This window comes from Microbacterium sp. LWS13-1.2, assembly GCF_040144835.1.
Lineage (GTDB): Bacteria > Actinomycetota > Actinomycetes > Actinomycetales > Microbacteriaceae > Microbacterium.
The window spans coordinates 4263540-4279994 of sequence record NZ_CP151632.1 but is presented as its reverse complement, the minus strand read 5'-3'; the positions used below and the strand labels follow the sequence as shown (position 1 = coordinate 4279994).

General features: G+C 70.6%; 14 protein-coding genes. 2 read left to right on the top strand and 12 right to left on the bottom strand.

Features of this window, described 5'->3' with window-relative positions; genetic code table 11:
- Window positions 1-43: 43 nt before the first annotated feature.
- Entirely contained in the window at window positions 44-2188 is a 2145-nt protein-coding gene (locus MRBLWS13_RS19685) for a S9 family peptidase (RefSeq protein WP_349427002.1), read from the top strand.
- Window positions 2189-2478: 290 nt separating this feature from the next.
- On the opposite strand, the gene MRBLWS13_RS19680 is transcribed toward MRBLWS13_RS19685, so the two are convergent.
- From MRBLWS13_RS19680 to coaBC, 5 genes are all read right to left on the bottom strand, one after another.
- Window positions 2479-3507, bottom strand: coding sequence for an ATP-dependent 6-phosphofructokinase (locus MRBLWS13_RS19680; RefSeq protein ID WP_308869736.1), 1029 nt, complete (start codon window positions 3505-3507; stop codon window positions 2479-2481).
- 154 nt (window positions 3508-3661) lie between these two features.
- Window positions 3662-5815 (bottom strand): DEAD/DEAH box helicase, encoded by a 2154-nt coding sequence (locus tag MRBLWS13_RS19675; protein ID WP_349427001.1) that lies wholly within the window; start codon window positions 5813-5815, stop codon window positions 3662-3664.
- A gap of 260 nt (window positions 5816-6075) precedes the next feature.
- On the bottom strand, window positions 6076-6720 hold the full coding sequence (locus tag MRBLWS13_RS19670; protein ID WP_349427000.1) for a hypothetical protein: 645 nt from the start codon (window positions 6718-6720) through the stop codon (window positions 6076-6078).
- Between the two features lie 108 nt (window positions 6721-6828).
- The gene (locus MRBLWS13_RS19665; RefSeq protein WP_349426999.1) at window positions 6829-7725 is read right to left on the bottom strand and encodes a glycerophosphodiester phosphodiesterase family protein; all 897 of its coding nucleotides are present in this window, start codon (window positions 7723-7725) and stop codon (window positions 6829-6831) included.
- A gap of 80 nt (window positions 7726-7805) precedes the next feature.
- Entirely contained in the window at window positions 7806-9041 is a 1236-nt protein-coding gene (gene coaBC, locus MRBLWS13_RS19660) for a bifunctional phosphopantothenoylcysteine decarboxylase/phosphopantothenate--cysteine ligase CoaBC (protein WP_349426998.1), read from the bottom strand.
- 71 nt (window positions 9042-9112) lie between these two features.
- Between coaBC and MRBLWS13_RS19655 the strand changes: the two genes are divergently transcribed.
- Window positions 9113-9829 carry an NRDE family protein gene (locus tag MRBLWS13_RS19655; RefSeq protein WP_349426997.1) on the top strand — a complete coding sequence of 239 codons (717 nt, stop codon included), beginning with the start codon at window positions 9113-9115 and terminating at the stop codon, window positions 9827-9829.
- A 148-nt stretch (window positions 9830-9977) separates the two neighbouring features.
- On the opposite strand, the gene MRBLWS13_RS19650 is transcribed toward MRBLWS13_RS19655, so the two are convergent.
- From MRBLWS13_RS19650 to MRBLWS13_RS19620, 7 genes are all read right to left on the bottom strand, one after another.
- Window positions 9978-10841, bottom strand: a complete 864-nt coding sequence (locus tag MRBLWS13_RS19650) for an aldehyde dehydrogenase family protein (RefSeq protein WP_349426996.1) — start codon at window positions 10839-10841, stop codon at window positions 9978-9980.
- Window positions 10838-12367: an aldehyde dehydrogenase family protein gene (locus MRBLWS13_RS19645; RefSeq protein ID WP_349426995.1), complete on the bottom strand. Its 1530-nt coding sequence runs from the start codon at window positions 12365-12367 to the stop codon at window positions 10838-10840. The genes MRBLWS13_RS19650 and MRBLWS13_RS19645 overlap by 4 nt, the downstream gene beginning before the upstream one ends.
- A 14-nt stretch (window positions 12368-12381) precedes the next feature.
- Complete coding sequence (gene deoC / locus MRBLWS13_RS19640; RefSeq protein ID WP_349426994.1) at window positions 12382-13389, bottom strand: deoxyribose-phosphate aldolase; 1008 nt, start codon at window positions 13387-13389, stop codon at window positions 12382-12384.
- A 52-nt stretch (window positions 13390-13441) separates the two neighbouring features.
- The gene (locus MRBLWS13_RS19635) at window positions 13442-14383 is read right to left on the bottom strand and encodes a sugar-binding domain-containing protein (protein ID WP_349426993.1); all 942 of its coding nucleotides are present in this window, start codon (window positions 14381-14383) and stop codon (window positions 13442-13444) included.
- 141 nt (window positions 14384-14524) lie between these two features.
- On the bottom strand, window positions 14525-14905 hold the full coding sequence (locus tag MRBLWS13_RS19630) for a hypothetical protein (protein ID WP_349426992.1): 381 nt from the start codon (window positions 14903-14905) through the stop codon (window positions 14525-14527).
- Window positions 14906-14981: 76 nt separating this feature from the next.
- Window positions 14982-15953: a bifunctional riboflavin kinase/FAD synthetase gene (locus tag MRBLWS13_RS19625; protein ID WP_349426991.1), complete on the bottom strand. Its 972-nt coding sequence runs from the start codon at window positions 15951-15953 to the stop codon at window positions 14982-14984.
- Window positions 15950-16393: a hypothetical protein gene (locus MRBLWS13_RS19620; RefSeq protein ID WP_349426990.1), complete on the bottom strand. Its 444-nt coding sequence runs from the start codon at window positions 16391-16393 to the stop codon at window positions 15950-15952. The genes MRBLWS13_RS19625 and MRBLWS13_RS19620 overlap by 4 nt, the downstream gene beginning before the upstream one ends.
- Window positions 16394-16455 lie beyond the last annotated feature (62 nt).

Here is a 16455-nt window from a genome sequence, read left to right as displayed (position 1 = left end):
CGGCGACCCTGACCGTCAACTCGGAGGCGACTAGCGTGGAACGGTGACTCTCAGCGACCCCGTACCCGCCCCGTCCGCCCCTGCCGCCGGCATCCGTCCTCCGGTCGCCGACAGCAGGATCACCGTCCGCTCGCACCACGGCGACGACGTCGAGGACCGCTACGAGTGGTTCCGTGAGAAGGAGGACGCCGCTGTCATCGCCCACCTCGAGGCAGAGAATGCCTACACGCAGCAGCGCACCGCCCACCTCGAGGGGCTCCGCGAGCGCATCTTCGGCGAGATCAAGGGCCGCACGCTCGAGACCGATCTGTCGGTTCCGACCCGCCGCGGCCAGTGGTGGTACTACGGCCGCACCGTCGAGGGCAAGCAGTACGGCATCCAGTGCCGTGCGCCGCTCGCCTCGCCCGACGACTGGACCCCGCCCGAGCTCTCCCCCGACGTCGAGGTGCCCGGTGAGCAGATCCTGCTCGACGGCAACATCGAGGCCGACGGTCACGAGTTCTTCTCGCTGGGCAGCTTCGAGGTCACGAGCGACGGCACCCTGATGCTCTTCGGCGTCGACGTCGCCGGCGACGAGCGCTACACGGTGCGCGTGCGCAACCTCGTCACCGGCGAGCAGCTGCCTGACGAGATCCCCGACACCTTCGCCGGTGCGACCTTCTCCCCCGACGGCCGCTTCATCGTCTACACGACCGTGGACGACGCGTGGCGGCCCGACACCGTGTGGCTCCACGAGCTCGGCACGGCCGTCGAGGACGATGCGAAGCTGTTCCACGAGCCCGATGAGAGGTTCTGGGTCGGCGCCGGATTCACCCGCAGCGACCGGTTCCTCGTCATCGGCCTGGGCTCGTCGATCACCTCGGAGGAATGGCTGCTGGATGCCGACGACCTGCGCGGCGAGCCGCGCGTCGTGTGGCCGCGCACCGAGGGCGTCGAGTACGACTCCGAGCACGCCGTCGTCGACGGCGAGGACGTGCTCTTCATCCTCCACAACGACGACGCCCTCGACTTCGAGCTGGTGCGGGTGGCGGCATCCGACCCGGCCGGTGAGCGCGCGGTCGTGATCCCGCATCGCCCTGGCGAGCGGCTGCTGGGCGTGTCGACGTTCCGCGACTGGGGCGTCGTCGGCTATCGCCGTGGCGGGCTCGCCCGGCTCGGCATGCTGGACTACGCGACCAGCGAGGTCAGCGAGATCGCGTTCGACGAGCCGCTGTACTCGGTGGGGACCGGCGGCAACCCGGAGTGGGCTCCCCCGCTCCTGCGCCTCGGCTACGGATCATTCGTCACGCCGGGCACCGTCTACGACCTCGACGTCGCGACCGGCGAGCTGCACCTGCGCAAGCGCCAGCCGGTGCTGGGCGGCTATGAGCCCGACGACTACGCGCAGGCGCGAGTGTGGGCGACCGCCCAGGACGGCACCCAGCTCCCCATCTCGCTGGTCTACAAGCGGTCGTTCGGCGACGCCGGCGCCGCGCCGCGCCCCGTGCACCTGTACGGCTACGGGTCGTACGAGCACTCGATCGAGCCCGGGTTCTCGGTTCCGCGCCTGTCGGAGCTCGACCGCGGGGTCGTGTTCGCCGTCGCCCACGTGCGCGGCGGGGGCGAGATGGGCCGCCAGTGGTACGAGGACGGCAAGCTGCTCAATAAGCGCAACACGTTCACCGACTTCGTCGACAGCGCCCTGCATCTCATCGACCACGGCTACACGACCCCGTCGCAGCTGGTCGCCGAGGGCGGTTCGGCGGGAGGACTCCTGATGGGCGCGGTGGCGAACCTGGCGCCCGAGCTGTTCGCCGGCGTTCTCGCCGACGTGCCGTTCGTCGACGCGCTCACGACGATCCTCGACCCGTCGCTGCCATTGACCGTCATCGAGTGGGACGAGTGGGGCGACCCGCTGCACAACGCCGACGTGTACGACTACATGAAGTCGTACTCGCCCTACGAGAACGTGCGGACGGATGTCGCCTACCCGCGCATCCTCGCCGTCACCTCGCTCAACGACACCCGCGTGCTGTACGTCGAGCCGGCCAAGTGGGTCGCGCGGCTGCGCGAGGTCGGTGCCGACGCGCTGCTGAAGTGCGAAATGGTGGCCGGTCACGGCGGCGTGAGCGGTCGCTACAACGCCTGGCGCGAGCGCTCCTTCGAGCTCGCCTGGCTCCTCGACGTGCTCGGCGTGGCCGACGCCTGACGGGCGGCGCGGCACGTCGGCGGTCAGTCGCGACTCCGCCCGGTGAGTGGTCGCGATTCCTCCCAAAGACGGGCGATACCGGCACCGCGGGTCCGAACACTTGAAAATCGCCACTGAACTTCCGGTTCACACAGCCCTGAGGTGAGCCGTGTGAACCGGAAGTTCATCGACGTTCTCGCTGGGTCGCGAAGCGAGCGCCAGATCCCGCCGGCCGACCAGCGGATCCCGCAGATCGAGCGGGTCCCTCGAGGCGAGGCATCCGCTCGCCCTCCGGTTCGACGCCAGAGACGTCAGCCGAAGAGGGCGGCGGCTTCCTCGTAGCGGTAGAGGGGGACCGTGTTGAGCTCGCCGAGGGCCTCGGCGAAGGGGACGCGCACGATGTCGGTGCCACGCATGGCGACCATCTGGCCCCACGCGCCGTCCATGACGGCGTCCGCGGCGTGCAGGCCGAGGCGGGTGGCGAGCACGCGGTCGAAGCCCGACGGCGAGCCGCCGCGCTGGATGTGGCCGAGCACGGTCGAGCGCGTCTCGATGCCGGTGATGCGCTCGATCTCGGGCGCGAGGACCTCGCTGATACCGCCGAGGCGCGGACGGTTGAACGCGTCGAGGCCCTTGTCGCTGAACGCCTCGTCCATGCCGGTGAGGGTGAACCCCTCCGAGACCACGACGAGCGGCGCACGTCCGCGGTCGTGGGCCTTCGTCACCTGCGCGCAGATCTCGTCGATCGACATCGGCACCTCGGGGATGCAGATGGCGTGGGCACCGGCGGCCATGCCGGCATGCAGGGCGATCCAGCCGACGTGGCGGCCCATAACCTCGGCGACCATGCAGCGCTGGTGCGAGTCGCCGGTGGTGCGCAGGCGGTCCATCGCGTCGGTCGCGATGTTGACGGCGGTGTCGAAGCCGAAGGAGTAGTCGGTCGCGCGCAGGTCGTTGTCGATCGTCTTGGGGACGCCCAGCACGTTGATGCCGTCGTTGGCGAGGCGGTTGGCCGCGGCCAGCGTGCCCTCGCCGCCGATCGCGATGATGCCGTCCAGGCGGTGGCCGTACATCGTCTTCGCGATGTTCTCGGCGCCGCCGCGCGGGCCCTCGTACGGGTTCGTGCGGCTCGTGCCGAGTATCGTGCCGCCGACCTTCGACAGGCCCTTCACCTCGTGCCGGGTCAGCGGGAAGAAGTCGCCGTCGACGACACCACGCCAGCCGTCGCGGATGCCGACGAACTCGAGGTCGTATGTCGTCGTCCCCTTGAGCACGACGCCGCGGATGACCGCGTTGAGTCCGGGGCAATCGCCGCCGCTCGTCAGGATGCCGATCTTCATAGCTGTGTTCCTCGCTGTCGGGTGAAGAGAGTCGGCGACGCTGCCTCCCCCGACATTAGTGCCGGACGCGCCGCCCTGCCACACGAACCGCCTGGTCCCGCGCCGACGAGGAAGGGCGGCGCGAATCCGCGCCGCCCTTCTTCGCTTCTACGGACTACGCCGCGCCGAGCGCCTGCCGCAGCACGTGCATGAGCGCGGACAGCTGCACCGAGTCGCTCGACTGCGGGTCGACGGCCTCGCCGTCGAGCGCCCGCGCTGCCAGCCCCTGCTTGGAGTCGATCAGCTCGGCGATCTTGGTGTCGATCGTGTGCGCCGCGATGATGCGCCACGCCGTGACCGGCTCGTCCTGGCCGATGCGGTGCACGCGGTCGATGGCCTGCGTCTGCTCAGCGGCGGTCCATGACAGCTCGGCGAGCACGACGTTCGACGATGCCTGCATGTTCACGCCGACGCCCGCAGCAGTGAGCGAGCAGACGGCGATGCCGACGTCGGGGTCGGTGTTGAACGCGTCGATCGCCTGCTGGCGGGCGGCCGTCGCCTGATCGCCTCGCAGCGACACCGTCTTCAGACCGGCCGCGGCGAAGTGCGCCTCGGCGGCGTCCATGACGTCGATGTGCTTGGCGAAGAACACGACCTTGCCGACCGAACGCTGCAGCTGCACCGCATAGTCCGCCGCGAGCACGGCCTTGGCCTGACCGATCTTGCGCACCATCGTGAAGACGTTCTCCGAACCGGTGCCGGCGGCCTTCGACTCCTCGAGCTCGTTCTGCGCGACCAGGCGCACGATGTCTTCGTCGATGTGGCCGTGGCCGTGGCCGCGGTCTCCGCGGGCGTCGATGATGCGGCGGTAGCGCGCGGCGAGCCGCTCACCGAGCTCGCGCTCGGCCTGACGGATGGAGCGCCCGAACTCGTCGTCCAGCTGCACCGGCAGGTCGGCGATGAGCTTGTCGGGCAGGTCGGCGGCGACATCCTTCTTCTTACGCCGGACGATCCCCATCGAGATGACGGCGTCGCGCGCTTCGGGGTAGAACGACTTGTCGGCGGGCGTCAGCCCTGTCTCGTCGAGCTTCTCCATGAGCTCCGGGCCGGGCTTCTCGCCGGTGGTCCAGCCCAGGAAGCGCCAGATCGCGTCGAAGTCCTCGACGTCGTTGATGAGCGGCGTGCCCGTGAGGGCCAGCAGGAGCGGATCGCGCACCTGCTCACGGATGCGCGTCGCGAGGGCCAGCACGTTCTGCGACCGCTGCGACGTCAGGTTCTTGATGAAGTGCGCCTCGTCGACGACCATGCCCTTCAGCCCGATCGAGCTGAGCCACGACAGGTGCCGGTCGAGGATCTCGTAGTTGACGATGAAGACGTCGGCGAACGCGTCGATGTCTTCGCCGTCGCCCTGGATCACCGTCGCTCGACGGTGCGGCGTCCAGCGCTCGACCTCGCGCGCCCAGTTCATCTTCACCACGTTGGGGACGACGGCCAGGAGCGGGTACGCGTTCGCGACGGATGCCGCGAGCACCGACTCCGCCGTCTTGCCCAAGCCCGGCTCATCGGCGAGGAGGAACGTGCGGTGCCCGGCGCGCACGGACTCGAGGAACCGCGACTGGTGCGGCATGACCTCGAGGCCCCTGGGCGACAGACGGTCGAACTCGGGCACGGGCGGGAGCTCCATCGTGGCGCTGCCGCCACCGGCACCGATCTCGAACGCCTTGTACAGCGGGCCCATGAGCTCCCAACTGTCCAGGCGGCGGCGCGGCGTCTGCTTGGGGCCTCGCGCCGACAGGTCGGGCGCCAGGAACGGGTTCGCCTCGCGCCGCGCCACGACCTGCTGCGGCACGACCTGGCGCTCGACCAGCGCGGCCGGCACGACGGGCGTCGCGACCGGCGCGACGTCGGTGATGATGAGCTCGTCGGGTGCGAGCTCGGCGCCCGACTCGAGCAGCCAGTCCCGGCGCATGCGGCGCGCGACCGGCGAGGTGGCCTGGTCGACCTCGAGCAGCTGGATGAGCGAGGTGTCGCGGGCGGCGGTCTTCGCGAGGATGGTCGCGACGCCGTCGAGCCGCTTCAGCAGCTCGGCGCGCGCGGCATCCGTCAGCTCGGCGTCGCCCTTCACACGGGCGCGCTCCTCGCGCACCAGGAACGCGATGACCTGGAACTTGACGCGATTGGTCGGGCCCAGCTTTCCGCGCTGGGCCTTGGCCTCGACCTCTCGCACCTTGCGGGCGAGGATCGGGATGATCGGGGCCTCGTCGTCGCGACGTGCGGACGAGGTCTTGCGGCGACGCTGCGCCGTCTGGGCGGGTGCCGTGGTCGGCATGCTCCTCCTGAGCGTGAGTGCCGGCTCGGGACCGGCGAGGATCGGATGACACCGATGGTTCTGCGTGCTCCCGCGGGCGGCGCAAGCGCCGTCGCGAACGCGGGATCGGGGATGTTGCGTCGGCGGTCGCGGGCACTCGCTTCTGCGAGCTGCGACATCGTCAGCGGTTCTTCCCTCGTGCCATTCTACGGGACGGGGGCCGGGTCGAGGGAAGCAGGCCCGCCGAAGGGATGCAGATTCGAGATGCGGGCTCCGCGGGATCAGCCCCAGAGCGTCGCGACCACGTCCTCGGTGTACCCGTCGGGCGCGAAGTTGATCCACGCCGTCGTCACCAGGCCGCCGTCGCCGACGTAGTGCGTCTCGCCGCGGGTGTACTCGTTGTCGTCGAGCGTCACGCCCTTCTGCTCGATCCGACACACGGTGCCGTCGCCGAGCGCCTCGCAGCCGAAGCCGGCCTCGGGCAGCGCCGCGAGGACCGCATCTGCCTGGTCGCCGTCGATCACGGTGACGTTCGTCGCCAGACCGTATTCGCTCGGCTGGCCCCACGAGCATCGCAGCGTCGGAGCGCCGCTGTGGATGATCTCGAGAAGATCGGCGTTCTCGGTCGACAGCATCGTGACGCCGGGGTCGTTGAGCGGCGGATTGGCCGACTGCAGGCCGGCGAGCATCGCGGCGGAGTAGATCTCCTCGCACGCGGCCGGCAGCTGGAAGCCCGCCTGCGGCTCCTCGGTCTCGATCGGCGACACCGAAGGGGCCGGGGTCGGTTCCTCTACGGTGACCGAAGGGCTGCTCGACGGCGTGGCAGCCGGCTCGGGGCGACAGCCCGCGACGACGACGGCGAGCGCGGCGAGCGCCACGCACCCGACCACGACCCGCTTCCACCGGCTCTGCTCGACCGTTCCCACGCCACCCGTCCTCTCGCGCCACCGGAGGGCGCCGCGATATCGACCCTAACGACGAGGACGGACGGATGCCGCCGGCCACGCCGCCCGGCCACCCGACGCGCGACGGACTCAGGGGCCGGCGTACGCGCTCTGCCACTCCGAGAGTGTGTGGGGGTCGTCGGTCACGATGCCGTCGACGCCGAGCGCGGTGACGGCATCCCACTGCGTGTCGTTGTTCAGCGTGTACACGACCACGCGCGCGCCGGCCGCGTGCAGCTCGTCGACGATGCCGGGGCGCGCCAGCACCGCTTTGCGGCTGACCACCACGCCCCGTGCGCCGGACTCGGCCACGGCGCTGACGACATCGGAGGGCAGATGCTTGAGGATGAGCAGCCGCGACAGCACCTCCGACTCCGTCGCGGCGAGCGCCAGGGTCCGGGCGTCGAAGCTGGCGATGACCACTCGCCGCTCGAGGCCGCGCGCGGCGACTTCGGCCACGGCCGCGTCGACGGCGGCGGCATCCCATCCGCCCTTCAGCTCGACGATCGCGCGGCCGTCGGCGGCGACGAGCGCGTCGAGGAACTCGGCCAGCGTCGGAACGGGCGTTCCGGCGTAGGCGGGATCGAACCACGAGCCCGCGTCCAGCGCGAGCACCTCCGCCAGCGCGAGCGACGACAGCCGGCCGTGGCCGTCCGTGGTGCGGTCGACCGTCTTGTCGTGCATGAGCACCGGATGGCGGTCGGCGGTGAGTGCGACGTCGACCTCGACGTAATCGAATCCGGCGGCGAGCGCGGCGGTGATCGCGGGGAGCGTGTTCTCGGGGGCGGTGGCGGCGCCGCCGCGATGGCTGGCGATGAACGCGGGCGCGCCGGGCGTCCTCTCATCCCCCATCAGCTCGCGCGAGCTGATGCGTGCGGGGGTCGCGCCGAGGACGGCGATGACGACGCTCGCGATGGCGAGCACACACATGACGGACAGGGCGTGGATCCGGTCACGAGCGCGATCGGAAGCCGCGGAGTAGGGCATCGGGCATGTCCTCCGAGGTTCGTGCACCACGTCGCCGTCGACGTGGTGCGGAACACTCTACATGCGCCGTTACTGTTTCGTTACTTAGGATTCGCGCTGGCTCGCCTCACGGCGATGACGGCGTCCCAGAGCGCCTCGGCGACGTCGCCCTTGCTCCCCCGGCGCACCGCGACGACCTCGCCGTCGGCGTCGATCACCGTGACCGCGTTGTCGGGGGCCTCGAACCCCTTCGCCCAGCCCACCTCGTTCACGGCCAGCAGATCGGTGCCCTTGCGAGCAGCTTTGCGGCGGCCGCGGTCGAGCAGGGTCTCGCCATCGCCCGGCGTCTCGGCGGCGAACCCGACGATCGTCTGGCCGCCGCGACGGCGGCCGACGAGCCCGGCCAGGATGTCGTCGTTCTCGATGAGGTCGAGGGTGATGCCGCCCTCGGGCGCGGAGTCCTTGGATCGCTTGAGCGGCGACACCTCGGCCACGCGGTAGTCGGCGACGGCCGCCGCCATCACGATGACGTCGGCAGCGGCGGCCTCGGCGTCGACGGCGGCACCGAGCTCTGCCGCGGTTCCGGCGCGCACCACCCGCACGCGAGGGAGAGCGGATGCCGTGGCCAGCACGCCGTCGTCGACATGGGCGGCGACGAGCACCACGTCGGCGCCGCGGTCGGCGGCGGCCAACGCAACGGCCACGCCCTGGCGGCCGCTCGAGCGGTTGCCGATGTAGCGCACCGGATCGATGGGCTCGCGGGTGCCGCCGGCGCTCACGACGACGCGGAGCCCGTCGAGGTCGGCGGGCCGGCCGCCGGCCGCGGCGAGCGCGGCGTCGAGGATCGCCTCGGGCTCAGACATCCGTCCCGGCCCGCTGTCGCCGCCGGTCAGCTCGCCGCTCTCGGGGCCGACCACGATGACGCCGCGCTCGCGCAGCGTCGCCATGTTGTGGACGGTCGAGGGGTGGCGCCACATCTCGGTGTGCATCGCCGGCGCCACGACGACCGGTGCCGTGGTGGCGAGTAGGGTCGTCCCCAGGAGGTCGTCCGCGAGTCCCGCGGTCATCTTCGCCAGGGTGTTCGCCGTCGCGGGCGCCACGATCACGACGTCGGCCGCCTGGCCGAGCGAGACGTGACGGACCCGCGCGACATCATCGTGGACGGAGGTCGTCACGGGGTGACGGCTGATCGCCTCCCACGTCGGCAGCCCGACGAACCGGAGGGCGTCGTCCGTGGGGACGACATGCACCTCGTGCCCCGCCTTGACCAGCAGGCGCACGAGCTGGACGGTCTTGTAGGCGGCGATGCCACCGGTGACCCCGACTACGACGAACACCCTCCGATCTTGGCACGCCCGCCCGACTCCCCGGCCCCACAGCCGGACGACACCCCCGAGGAGCCCTCTGCATGTGCACCGTTGTGATCCGCGTCCCGGCGTCGGCCGACGAGCCCACACGCGTGCTCGCGATCCGCGACGAGGACCCGGATCGGCCGTGGAACCCGCTCGGCCGGTGGTGGCCAGAGCCTCACGACGGCGTCGTCGGGGTGCGCGACGTCCGCGCCGGCGGCGCGTGGCTGGCGGCCGACCCGGAAGCGGGCCGGCTCGCCGTGCTCCTCAACCGCGCCGACGAGTCTTCGCGCCCGGAATCCGAGCTGGTGTCACGGGGCGGCATCGTGCTCGAATCCGTCGCTGGCCGCTCTCCGGCGGGCAAACCGGCGACGCACGGCTTCAATCTCGTCGAGGTCGACGGCGCGCACGCACGCGTGCTCACGTGGGACGGCGTGGCCCTGCGCACGGTCGACCTCCCGCCCGGCACGCACATGATCGCCCACGACGACGTCGACGACGGCGCAACGCCGCGCATCGCCCGGTGGCTGGACGAGTTCCGCTCGGCGGAGCCCACGGGCGAAGGACGCTGGTGGATGCCGTGGGTCGAGGTGCTCGAGCGGTCCGCCGAGCTCGCACCCACGGACGACGATGCGATCATCCGCGACAACCGTCCGTACGGCTACCCCACGCTGTCGCTGCTCGCGTGCGTCGCGTCGGTGTCGGCGCACGACGTGGACGTGCACTACGGCGAGCTCACGCACCCGGGCGAGTGGGGCGGCCTCGCGCTCGAATAGGGAGCGGCGCGACGAGCCGAGGTATGCGCTGCGTCCGAGGCATTTCGTCTCGGATGCTGGCGCTCCCTCGCGGAACGAGCGAGACGAAACGCCCCGAACTTCCGCACGCAGTGGGTTCGAGGCGCTCCGTCAGGCTCTCAAGCTCGTGTCAGACCAGGCTCTTGGGGTGCCACACCGTCTTCGTCTCGGTGAACGCGGTGATGCGCGCGAGGCTCGGGGCCGCGGCATCCGTCCCGTTCTCGGGAGGGAGCACGCGTGTGAGGGTGTCGGCGGCGGCAATCTGCAGGTCGACCCAGTCCAGGTCGCCGGCGCCGACGAGGTCGAGCGCGTGCACGTCAGGGTGGGATGCCAGCCACGGTGCGATCTCGGCCGGCGAGCCGGTCAGCACGTTGACCACTCCCCCGGGCACGTCGCTCGTCGCCAGCACCTCGGCCAGCGAGATCGCCGACAGCGGATACCGCTGCGACGCGACGACGACCACCGCGTTGCCCGTCACGAGCGCCGGCGCGATCGCCGAGACGAGACCCACGAGCGCCGTGTCCTGCGGGGCGACGACGCCCACGACCCCGGTCGGCTCGGGCACCGAGATGTTGAAGTACGGTCCGGCCACGGGGTTGCCGTTGCCGGCGACCTGGGCGAACTTGTCGCACCAGCCGGCGTACCAGACCCAGCGGTCGATCGACTCGTCGACTTCGGCGGCGGCCACGGATGCCGAGACACCCGTCTGCTGCTCGATCTCGTCCACGAACTGCGCGCGCCGGCCCTCGAGGATCTCGGCGACCCGGTAGAGCACCTGGCCCCGGTTGTAGGCGGTCGCCCCCGACCATCCCTTGACGGCGCCACGGGCCGAGACCACGGCATCGCGCGCGTCCTTGCGCGACGCGAGTGCCGCGTTCGCGAGGAACTCGCCCTTCGGTGTCGCGACCTCGTAGGTGCGGCCGGATTCGCTGCGGGGGAAGGCACCGCCGATGTAGAGCTTGTACGTCTTCGGCACGGTCAGTCGCTTGCTCATGCGGAGACCTCCTTCTTGGAACGGGCGGGTACGCGTTTCGTCTCTGCGTTTCGACTCGCAGGCTCGCTCAACGACCGGGGGCCGACGCTCGCCGCGCCCTTGAGATACGCGGCGAGGCCGTGGCGGCCCCCCTCGCGGCCGTAGCCGGACTCCTTGTAGCCGCCGAAGGGCGACGACGGGTCGAACCGGTTGAAGGTGTTCGCCCACACCACGCCTGCCCGCAGGCGGTCGGCGACGGCGAGGATGCGCGAGCCCTTGTCGGTCCAGATGCCGGCCGAGAGACCGTACGGGGTGTTGTTGGCCTTCTCGATCGCCTCGGCGGGCGTGCGGAACGTCAGCACCGACAGCACCGGTCCGAAGATCTCGTCACGGGCGATGCGATGGCTGGCCTGCACGTTCGTGAAGATCGTCGGCGCGAACCAGAACCCGTTCTCGGGGATGACGCAGGGCGCGCTCCAGCGCTCGGCGCCCTCGTCCTCGCCGATCTTGCTGAGCTCGCGGATGCGATCGAGCTGCTCGCGCGAGTTGATCGCTCCGATGTCGGTGTTCTTGTCGAGCGGGTCGCCGAGGCGGAGCGTCGACAGGCGGGACTTCAGCCGGTCGACGACCTCGTCGTGGATCGACTCCTGCACCAGCAGGCGGCTGCCGGCGCAGCAGACGTGTCCCTGGTTGAAGAAGATGCCGTTGACGATGCCCTCGATCGCCTGGTCGATGGGGGCGTCCTCGAACACGATGTTCGCCGCCTTGCCGCCGAGCTCGAGCGTGAGCTTCTTGTCGGTGCCGGCGACGGCCTTCGCGATCTCGCGCCCGACGGGGGTCGAACCGGTGAAGGCGACCTTGTTCACGTCGGGATGCCGCACCAGCGCCGCACCCGTGGCGCCGGCGCCGGTCACGATGTTCACGACGCCGGGCGGCAGATCGGCCTGCTGCAGGATCTCCGCGAAGATGAGCGCCGACAGCGGCGTGGTCTCGGCGGGCTTCAGGACCACGGTGTTGCCGGCAGCGAGCGCCGGGGCGATCTTCCACGCCAGCATGAGCAGCGGGAAGTTCCACGGGATGATCTGACCGGCGACACCGAGGGATCGCGGGTCGGCGCCGAGGCCCGCGTAGTCGAGCTTGTCGGCCCACCCAGCGTAGTAGAAGAACCACGCCGCGACGAGCGGCACATCGACGTCGCGGCTCTCCTTGATCGGCTTGCCGTTGTCGAGGCTCTCGGCGACGGCGAGCTCCCGCGCGCGCTCCTGCACGAGCCGGGCGATCCGGAACAGGTACTTGCCGCGGTCGCGCCCGCTCATCCTCGACCACGTCCGGTCGTAGGCGCGGCGCGCGGCCGCGACGGCGGCGTCGACATCCGCGTCGCTCGCCGAGGCGATCGTGGCGATGTGCTTCTCGTCGGCGGGCGAGATGGTGGCGAACGGCTCGCCGGACCCGGCGCGGAAGTCGCCGTCGATGAACAGCCCGTACTCGGGCTTGAGGGACAGGATCGCCCGCGACTCGGGGGCGGGCGCGTATTCGAGGAAACTCATGTCTTCTTCCCGGCTCAGTCGATGGTCACGTAGTCGGCACCGGAGTAGTGGCCGGTCTTCAGCTTCTGGCGCTGCAGCAGCACGTCGTTGAGGAGGCTGGACGCTCCGAAGCGGAACAGGTGCGGCTGCAGCCACTCCTCGCCGACGGTCTCGGCGACCGTGACGAGGTACTTGATGGCGTCCTTGGACGTGCGGATGCCGCCGGCCGGCTTGACGCCGACCTTCTCACCGGTGGCCCGATGCCAGTCGCGCACGACCTCGAGCATGAGCAGCGTCACCGGCAGCGTCGCCGCGGGCTGCACCTTGCCCGTCGACGTCTTGATGAAGTCGCCGCCCGCGAGGATCGCGAGCCACGACGCGCGCTTGATGTTGTCGTAGGTGTTGAGCTCGCCCGTCTCGAGGATCACCTTGAGCGACGCGTAGCTGCCGTCCTCGCGGCGGCACGCCTGCTTCACCCGCGCGATCTGGTCGAACACGAGACCGTAGCGGCCGGCGAGGAAGGCACCGCGGTCGATCACCATGTCGATCTCGTCGGCGCCGTGCGCCACCGCCTCGGCGGTGTCGGCGAGCTTGATGTCGAGAGATGCCCGACCGCTCGGGAACGCGGTGGCTACGGCGGCGACGCTCACTCCGCCCTCGTCGGGGTCGCCGTGGGCCGACCCGAGCGCCTCGACGGCATGCGGCACCATGTCGCCGTACACGCAGACCGCGGCCACGCGCGGGCACGTCGGATCCGAGGCATCCGGATTCAGTGCCTTCGCCACCAGCGAGCGCACCTTGCCGGGAGTGTCGGCGCCTTCGAGGGTCGTGAGGTCGATCAGCTCGATGATCTTGTCGAGCGCCCACGCCTTCGACGTGGTCTTGATGGATCGCGTGCCCAGCCCGGCGGCACGCTGTTCGAGACCGACCGCGTCGACGCCGGGAAGGCCGTGCAGATATCGCCGCAGGGTGGTGTCGTCCGGCTGCCCGCCGAGCAGCTCGACGGCCCGCTCGGGGAGCGTCACGATGGAGGTGCCTGACATGTCCTGACCTGGCTTTCGTCTGTGGGATGGGAGTGAAGTCGCGCTGCGCTGCTCATGAATCGAGCAGGTGGCGTGCGGTGGATTCGTCGGTGACCAGTACCGAGCACAGGCCTGAGGCGACCACTGCGGCGGCGACCTCTCGTTTGGTTTCGCCCGCGATGACGGCGATCGCGACGTCGGCGCCGCGGAGCTCGTCGAGGGAGATACCCACCGTGCGGGCGTCCAGGTCGTGGTCGACGACGCGGCCGTCCGCGCCGATGTAGCGTCCGAGCACATCGCCGACGGCGCCGGCCGCGACGAGGCGGTCGATGTCGGCCGGAGTGAGATACCCGCTGTCGACGTGGACCGAGCGGTGATCTGCCGCACCGGCGCTGAAGAGGTACGCGGCGGCGGAGCGCGCCGTCTCGAGGACGCGGGCGACCATGCGGTCCGCCTCGATGGCCTCCTTGGTCGCGCGGTGCTCGAGGATCGCGGGGCTGGGCAGCAGGGCCGCGGCACCGCCGCCCTTCTGGGCGATGCTGACCGCAGTGGCGGCTGCTGTGCCCGGCCGCTGGCTCATGCTGACGCCGCCGTTGATCTGCACGACGTCGGTGCCGGAGGACCAGCCGTCGCGGAGGTGGTGCGCGATGTCGGACAGCGTGCGCCCCCAGCTGACGCCGAGCACACGGGGGCTGGGTCGCAGGGCGGTGAGATAGTCGGCGGCAGCCTGTGCCACGCGCTGCTGGAGCTCGTCCTCGTTGCGCACGCCGGCGCGCGAGACGACGACCGCTGAGACGCCGCGCTCGTCGCGGAGCCGACGCTCGAGCTGCGGACGCCGTGCGCGCGAGTGAAGGATCTCGATGCGGACGAAACCCTCCTCCTTGGCCTGCGTCAGGAGGCGGCCCACTTTCCACCGGGTGATCTGCAGGCTCCGGCCGATCTCCTCCTGCGTGAGGTTCTCCTCGTAGTAGAGCTCGGCGGCTCGGATCGAGAGAAGTTCGTCGACGGCGTCCACGATCCTCCCTTCGTCGTCCCCTCCAGGCTGACACACCCGCGCGGTCGTCACCAACATCTGCACAGAGTTTGCTCAGATGAGCAAACCGTCACGACCGCTGCTCGCCCGGACGTCGCGAGCATCTGTGCCGTGGTGGCGATCTCAGCCGCCGGGTCCCGGCCGCGCCGGGTCGGCGACGCTGGTCTTCGCCTGCCGCAGCAGCACGACCACCCCGATGCCGACGACCACGACGAAGGCGATGGACAGAGTCGTGAACGCGAACCAGTTGTCGTCGAGCACGAGGACGATCGCCGCCGACACGACCGCGATCGCCGCGGCGATCAGCTTGGAGGCGAACTTCATCCCGATACCCGGGGTGAGCCGGCCGGCGGGTGAGCCGCCACGCGCGAGGATCAGGTCGGCGAACGCGTCGAGCGTCGCCAGCAGCGAGGCCGAGAACGCGACCGCGCACCCGAGGGCACCCCACAGGTTCGGGGAGTCGGAGGCCGCTGCGTCGGCGGCCATGAGGACCAGCGCGTGCACGCCTCGATCGTAGGCCGACCACGTACGCCGGTCTATGGCTGGCCGCAACGGGCGAAGGATGCCGCCACCCAGCGGGTCAGCTGAGCTCCCGCCGAACCCGAACGATGTCGTCGGACATCTGGGCGATGAGGGCGTCGACCCCCTCGAACGCGACCATACCGCGGATCCGCGAGACGAACTCGATCTCGACGACGTGTCCGTACAGGTCGAGGTCCGTCTCGTCGAGCACATATGCCTCGACCTGACGCACGTCGATGTCGTCGAACGTCGGGTTCGTGCCGATGCTGATCGCCGCCGGATAGCGCACGCTGCTGCGCGGCGCGGATGCGCCGTCCTGCGGCATCCCCTCGTCGACCAGCCAGCCGGCGTACACGCCCTCGGCGGGGACGAACCCCTCGAGGCCCGGCGACAGATTCGCCGTCGGGAAGCCGAGCTGACGTCCGCGCTTGAGCCCGTGCACGACCTCGCCGCGCACGGCGTGAGGGCGTCCGAGCAGGCGGGTCGCGCCGGCGACGTCTCCGGCGTCCAGGAGCTCGCGCACCCACGTCGACGACACGCGCCGCCCGGCGTCGATCGCACGCACGTCGTCGACGACGTCCACCTCGAAGCCGAACTCGGCGCCGAGCTCGCGCAGCAGCTCGGGGTTGCCCGCGCCGCCGCGACCGAAGCGGAAGTCGGCGCCGACCATCACGATCCGCACGCCCAGCGCTCCGACGAGCACATGCTCGACGAACTCCCGGGCACCGAGGTCGGCGAGAGCGCGATCGAACGTGAGCATCAGCGTCGCATCCACTCCCGCATCGGCGAGGAGACGCAGCTTCTGGTCGACGCCGACCAGGCTGTCAGGACACAGCTCGGGGCGCAGCAGCGCGAGCGGATTGCGGTCGAACGTCACGGCGACGACGCGCGAGCCTGAGGCTTCGGCATCCACCTGTGCCCGATCGATGACGGCTCGGTGGCCCGAGTGCACGCCGTCGAACTTGCCGATCGCGACGACGGACGGCCCGAAGCCTGCGGGCACGTCGCGGGGGTCCCGGAAGACGATCACGACGAGACCACCGCAGGTGCCGCCGCAGCGCGCTGCGCGACAGGACGATGCGTCGCCAGCCACCAGAGACCGAGGAACGGCAGCACGAGGGGCACGAAGAGGTAGCCCGAGCCGAACCAGGACCAGACGGTCGGGTGGGCGAACAGCTCCGGCATCACGAAGCTCAGCGTGCCGACGATCAGCACGCCGACGAGCTCGAACACGATCGCGACCCAAGCCACCATGTACCACCCGCGTCGGCCGGCGAAGACCAGAGCCAGCGTGGCGACGATGTACACGAGCGCCGAGAGCGCCGAGAGCGTGTAGGCGAGCGGCGCCTCGTCGAAGCGCTCGACGATCTGCACGAAGGACCGACCGGTGGCGCCGAGGGCCATGATCGCGTAGACGATCACGAGCACGCGGCCGATGCCGGTCATGCGGGGGCGGACGGAAGACGACATAACCAGACGAGTTTAGTTCGTGCTGCGGGCACCGGTTCCGCCACGACGACGCGCGACGGCAT

Excerpts from the sequence above, each read along its gene's own strand:
- MRBLWS13_RS19680 (WP_308869736.1), bottom strand. The coding sequence starts at position 3,507 with ATGAAGATCGGCATCCTGACGAGCGGCGGCGATTGCCCCGGACTCAAC.
- MRBLWS13_RS19645 (WP_349426995.1), bottom strand. The coding sequence starts at position 12,367 with ATGAGTTTCCTCGAATACGCGCCCGCCCCCGAGTCGCGGGCGATCCTG.
- deoC (WP_349426994.1), bottom strand. The coding sequence starts at position 13,389 with ATGTCAGGCACCTCCATCGTGACGCTCCCCGAGCGGGCCGTCGAGCTG.
- MRBLWS13_RS19675 (WP_349427001.1), bottom strand. The coding sequence starts at position 5,815 with ATGCCGACCACGGCACCCGCCCAGACGGCGCAGCGTCGCCGCAAGACC.
- MRBLWS13_RS19655 (WP_349426997.1), top strand. The coding sequence starts at position 9,113 with ATGTGCACCGTTGTGATCCGCGTCCCGGCGTCGGCCGACGAGCCCACA.
- MRBLWS13_RS19620 (WP_349426990.1), bottom strand. The coding sequence starts at position 16,393 with ATGTCGTCTTCCGTCCGCCCCCGCATGACCGGCATCGGCCGCGTGCTC.
- MRBLWS13_RS19650 (WP_349426996.1), bottom strand. The coding sequence starts at position 10,841 with ATGAGCAAGCGACTGACCGTGCCGAAGACGTACAAGCTCTACATCGGC.
- MRBLWS13_RS19665 (WP_349426999.1), bottom strand. The coding sequence starts at position 7,725 with ATGCCCTACTCCGCGGCTTCCGATCGCGCTCGTGACCGGATCCACGCC.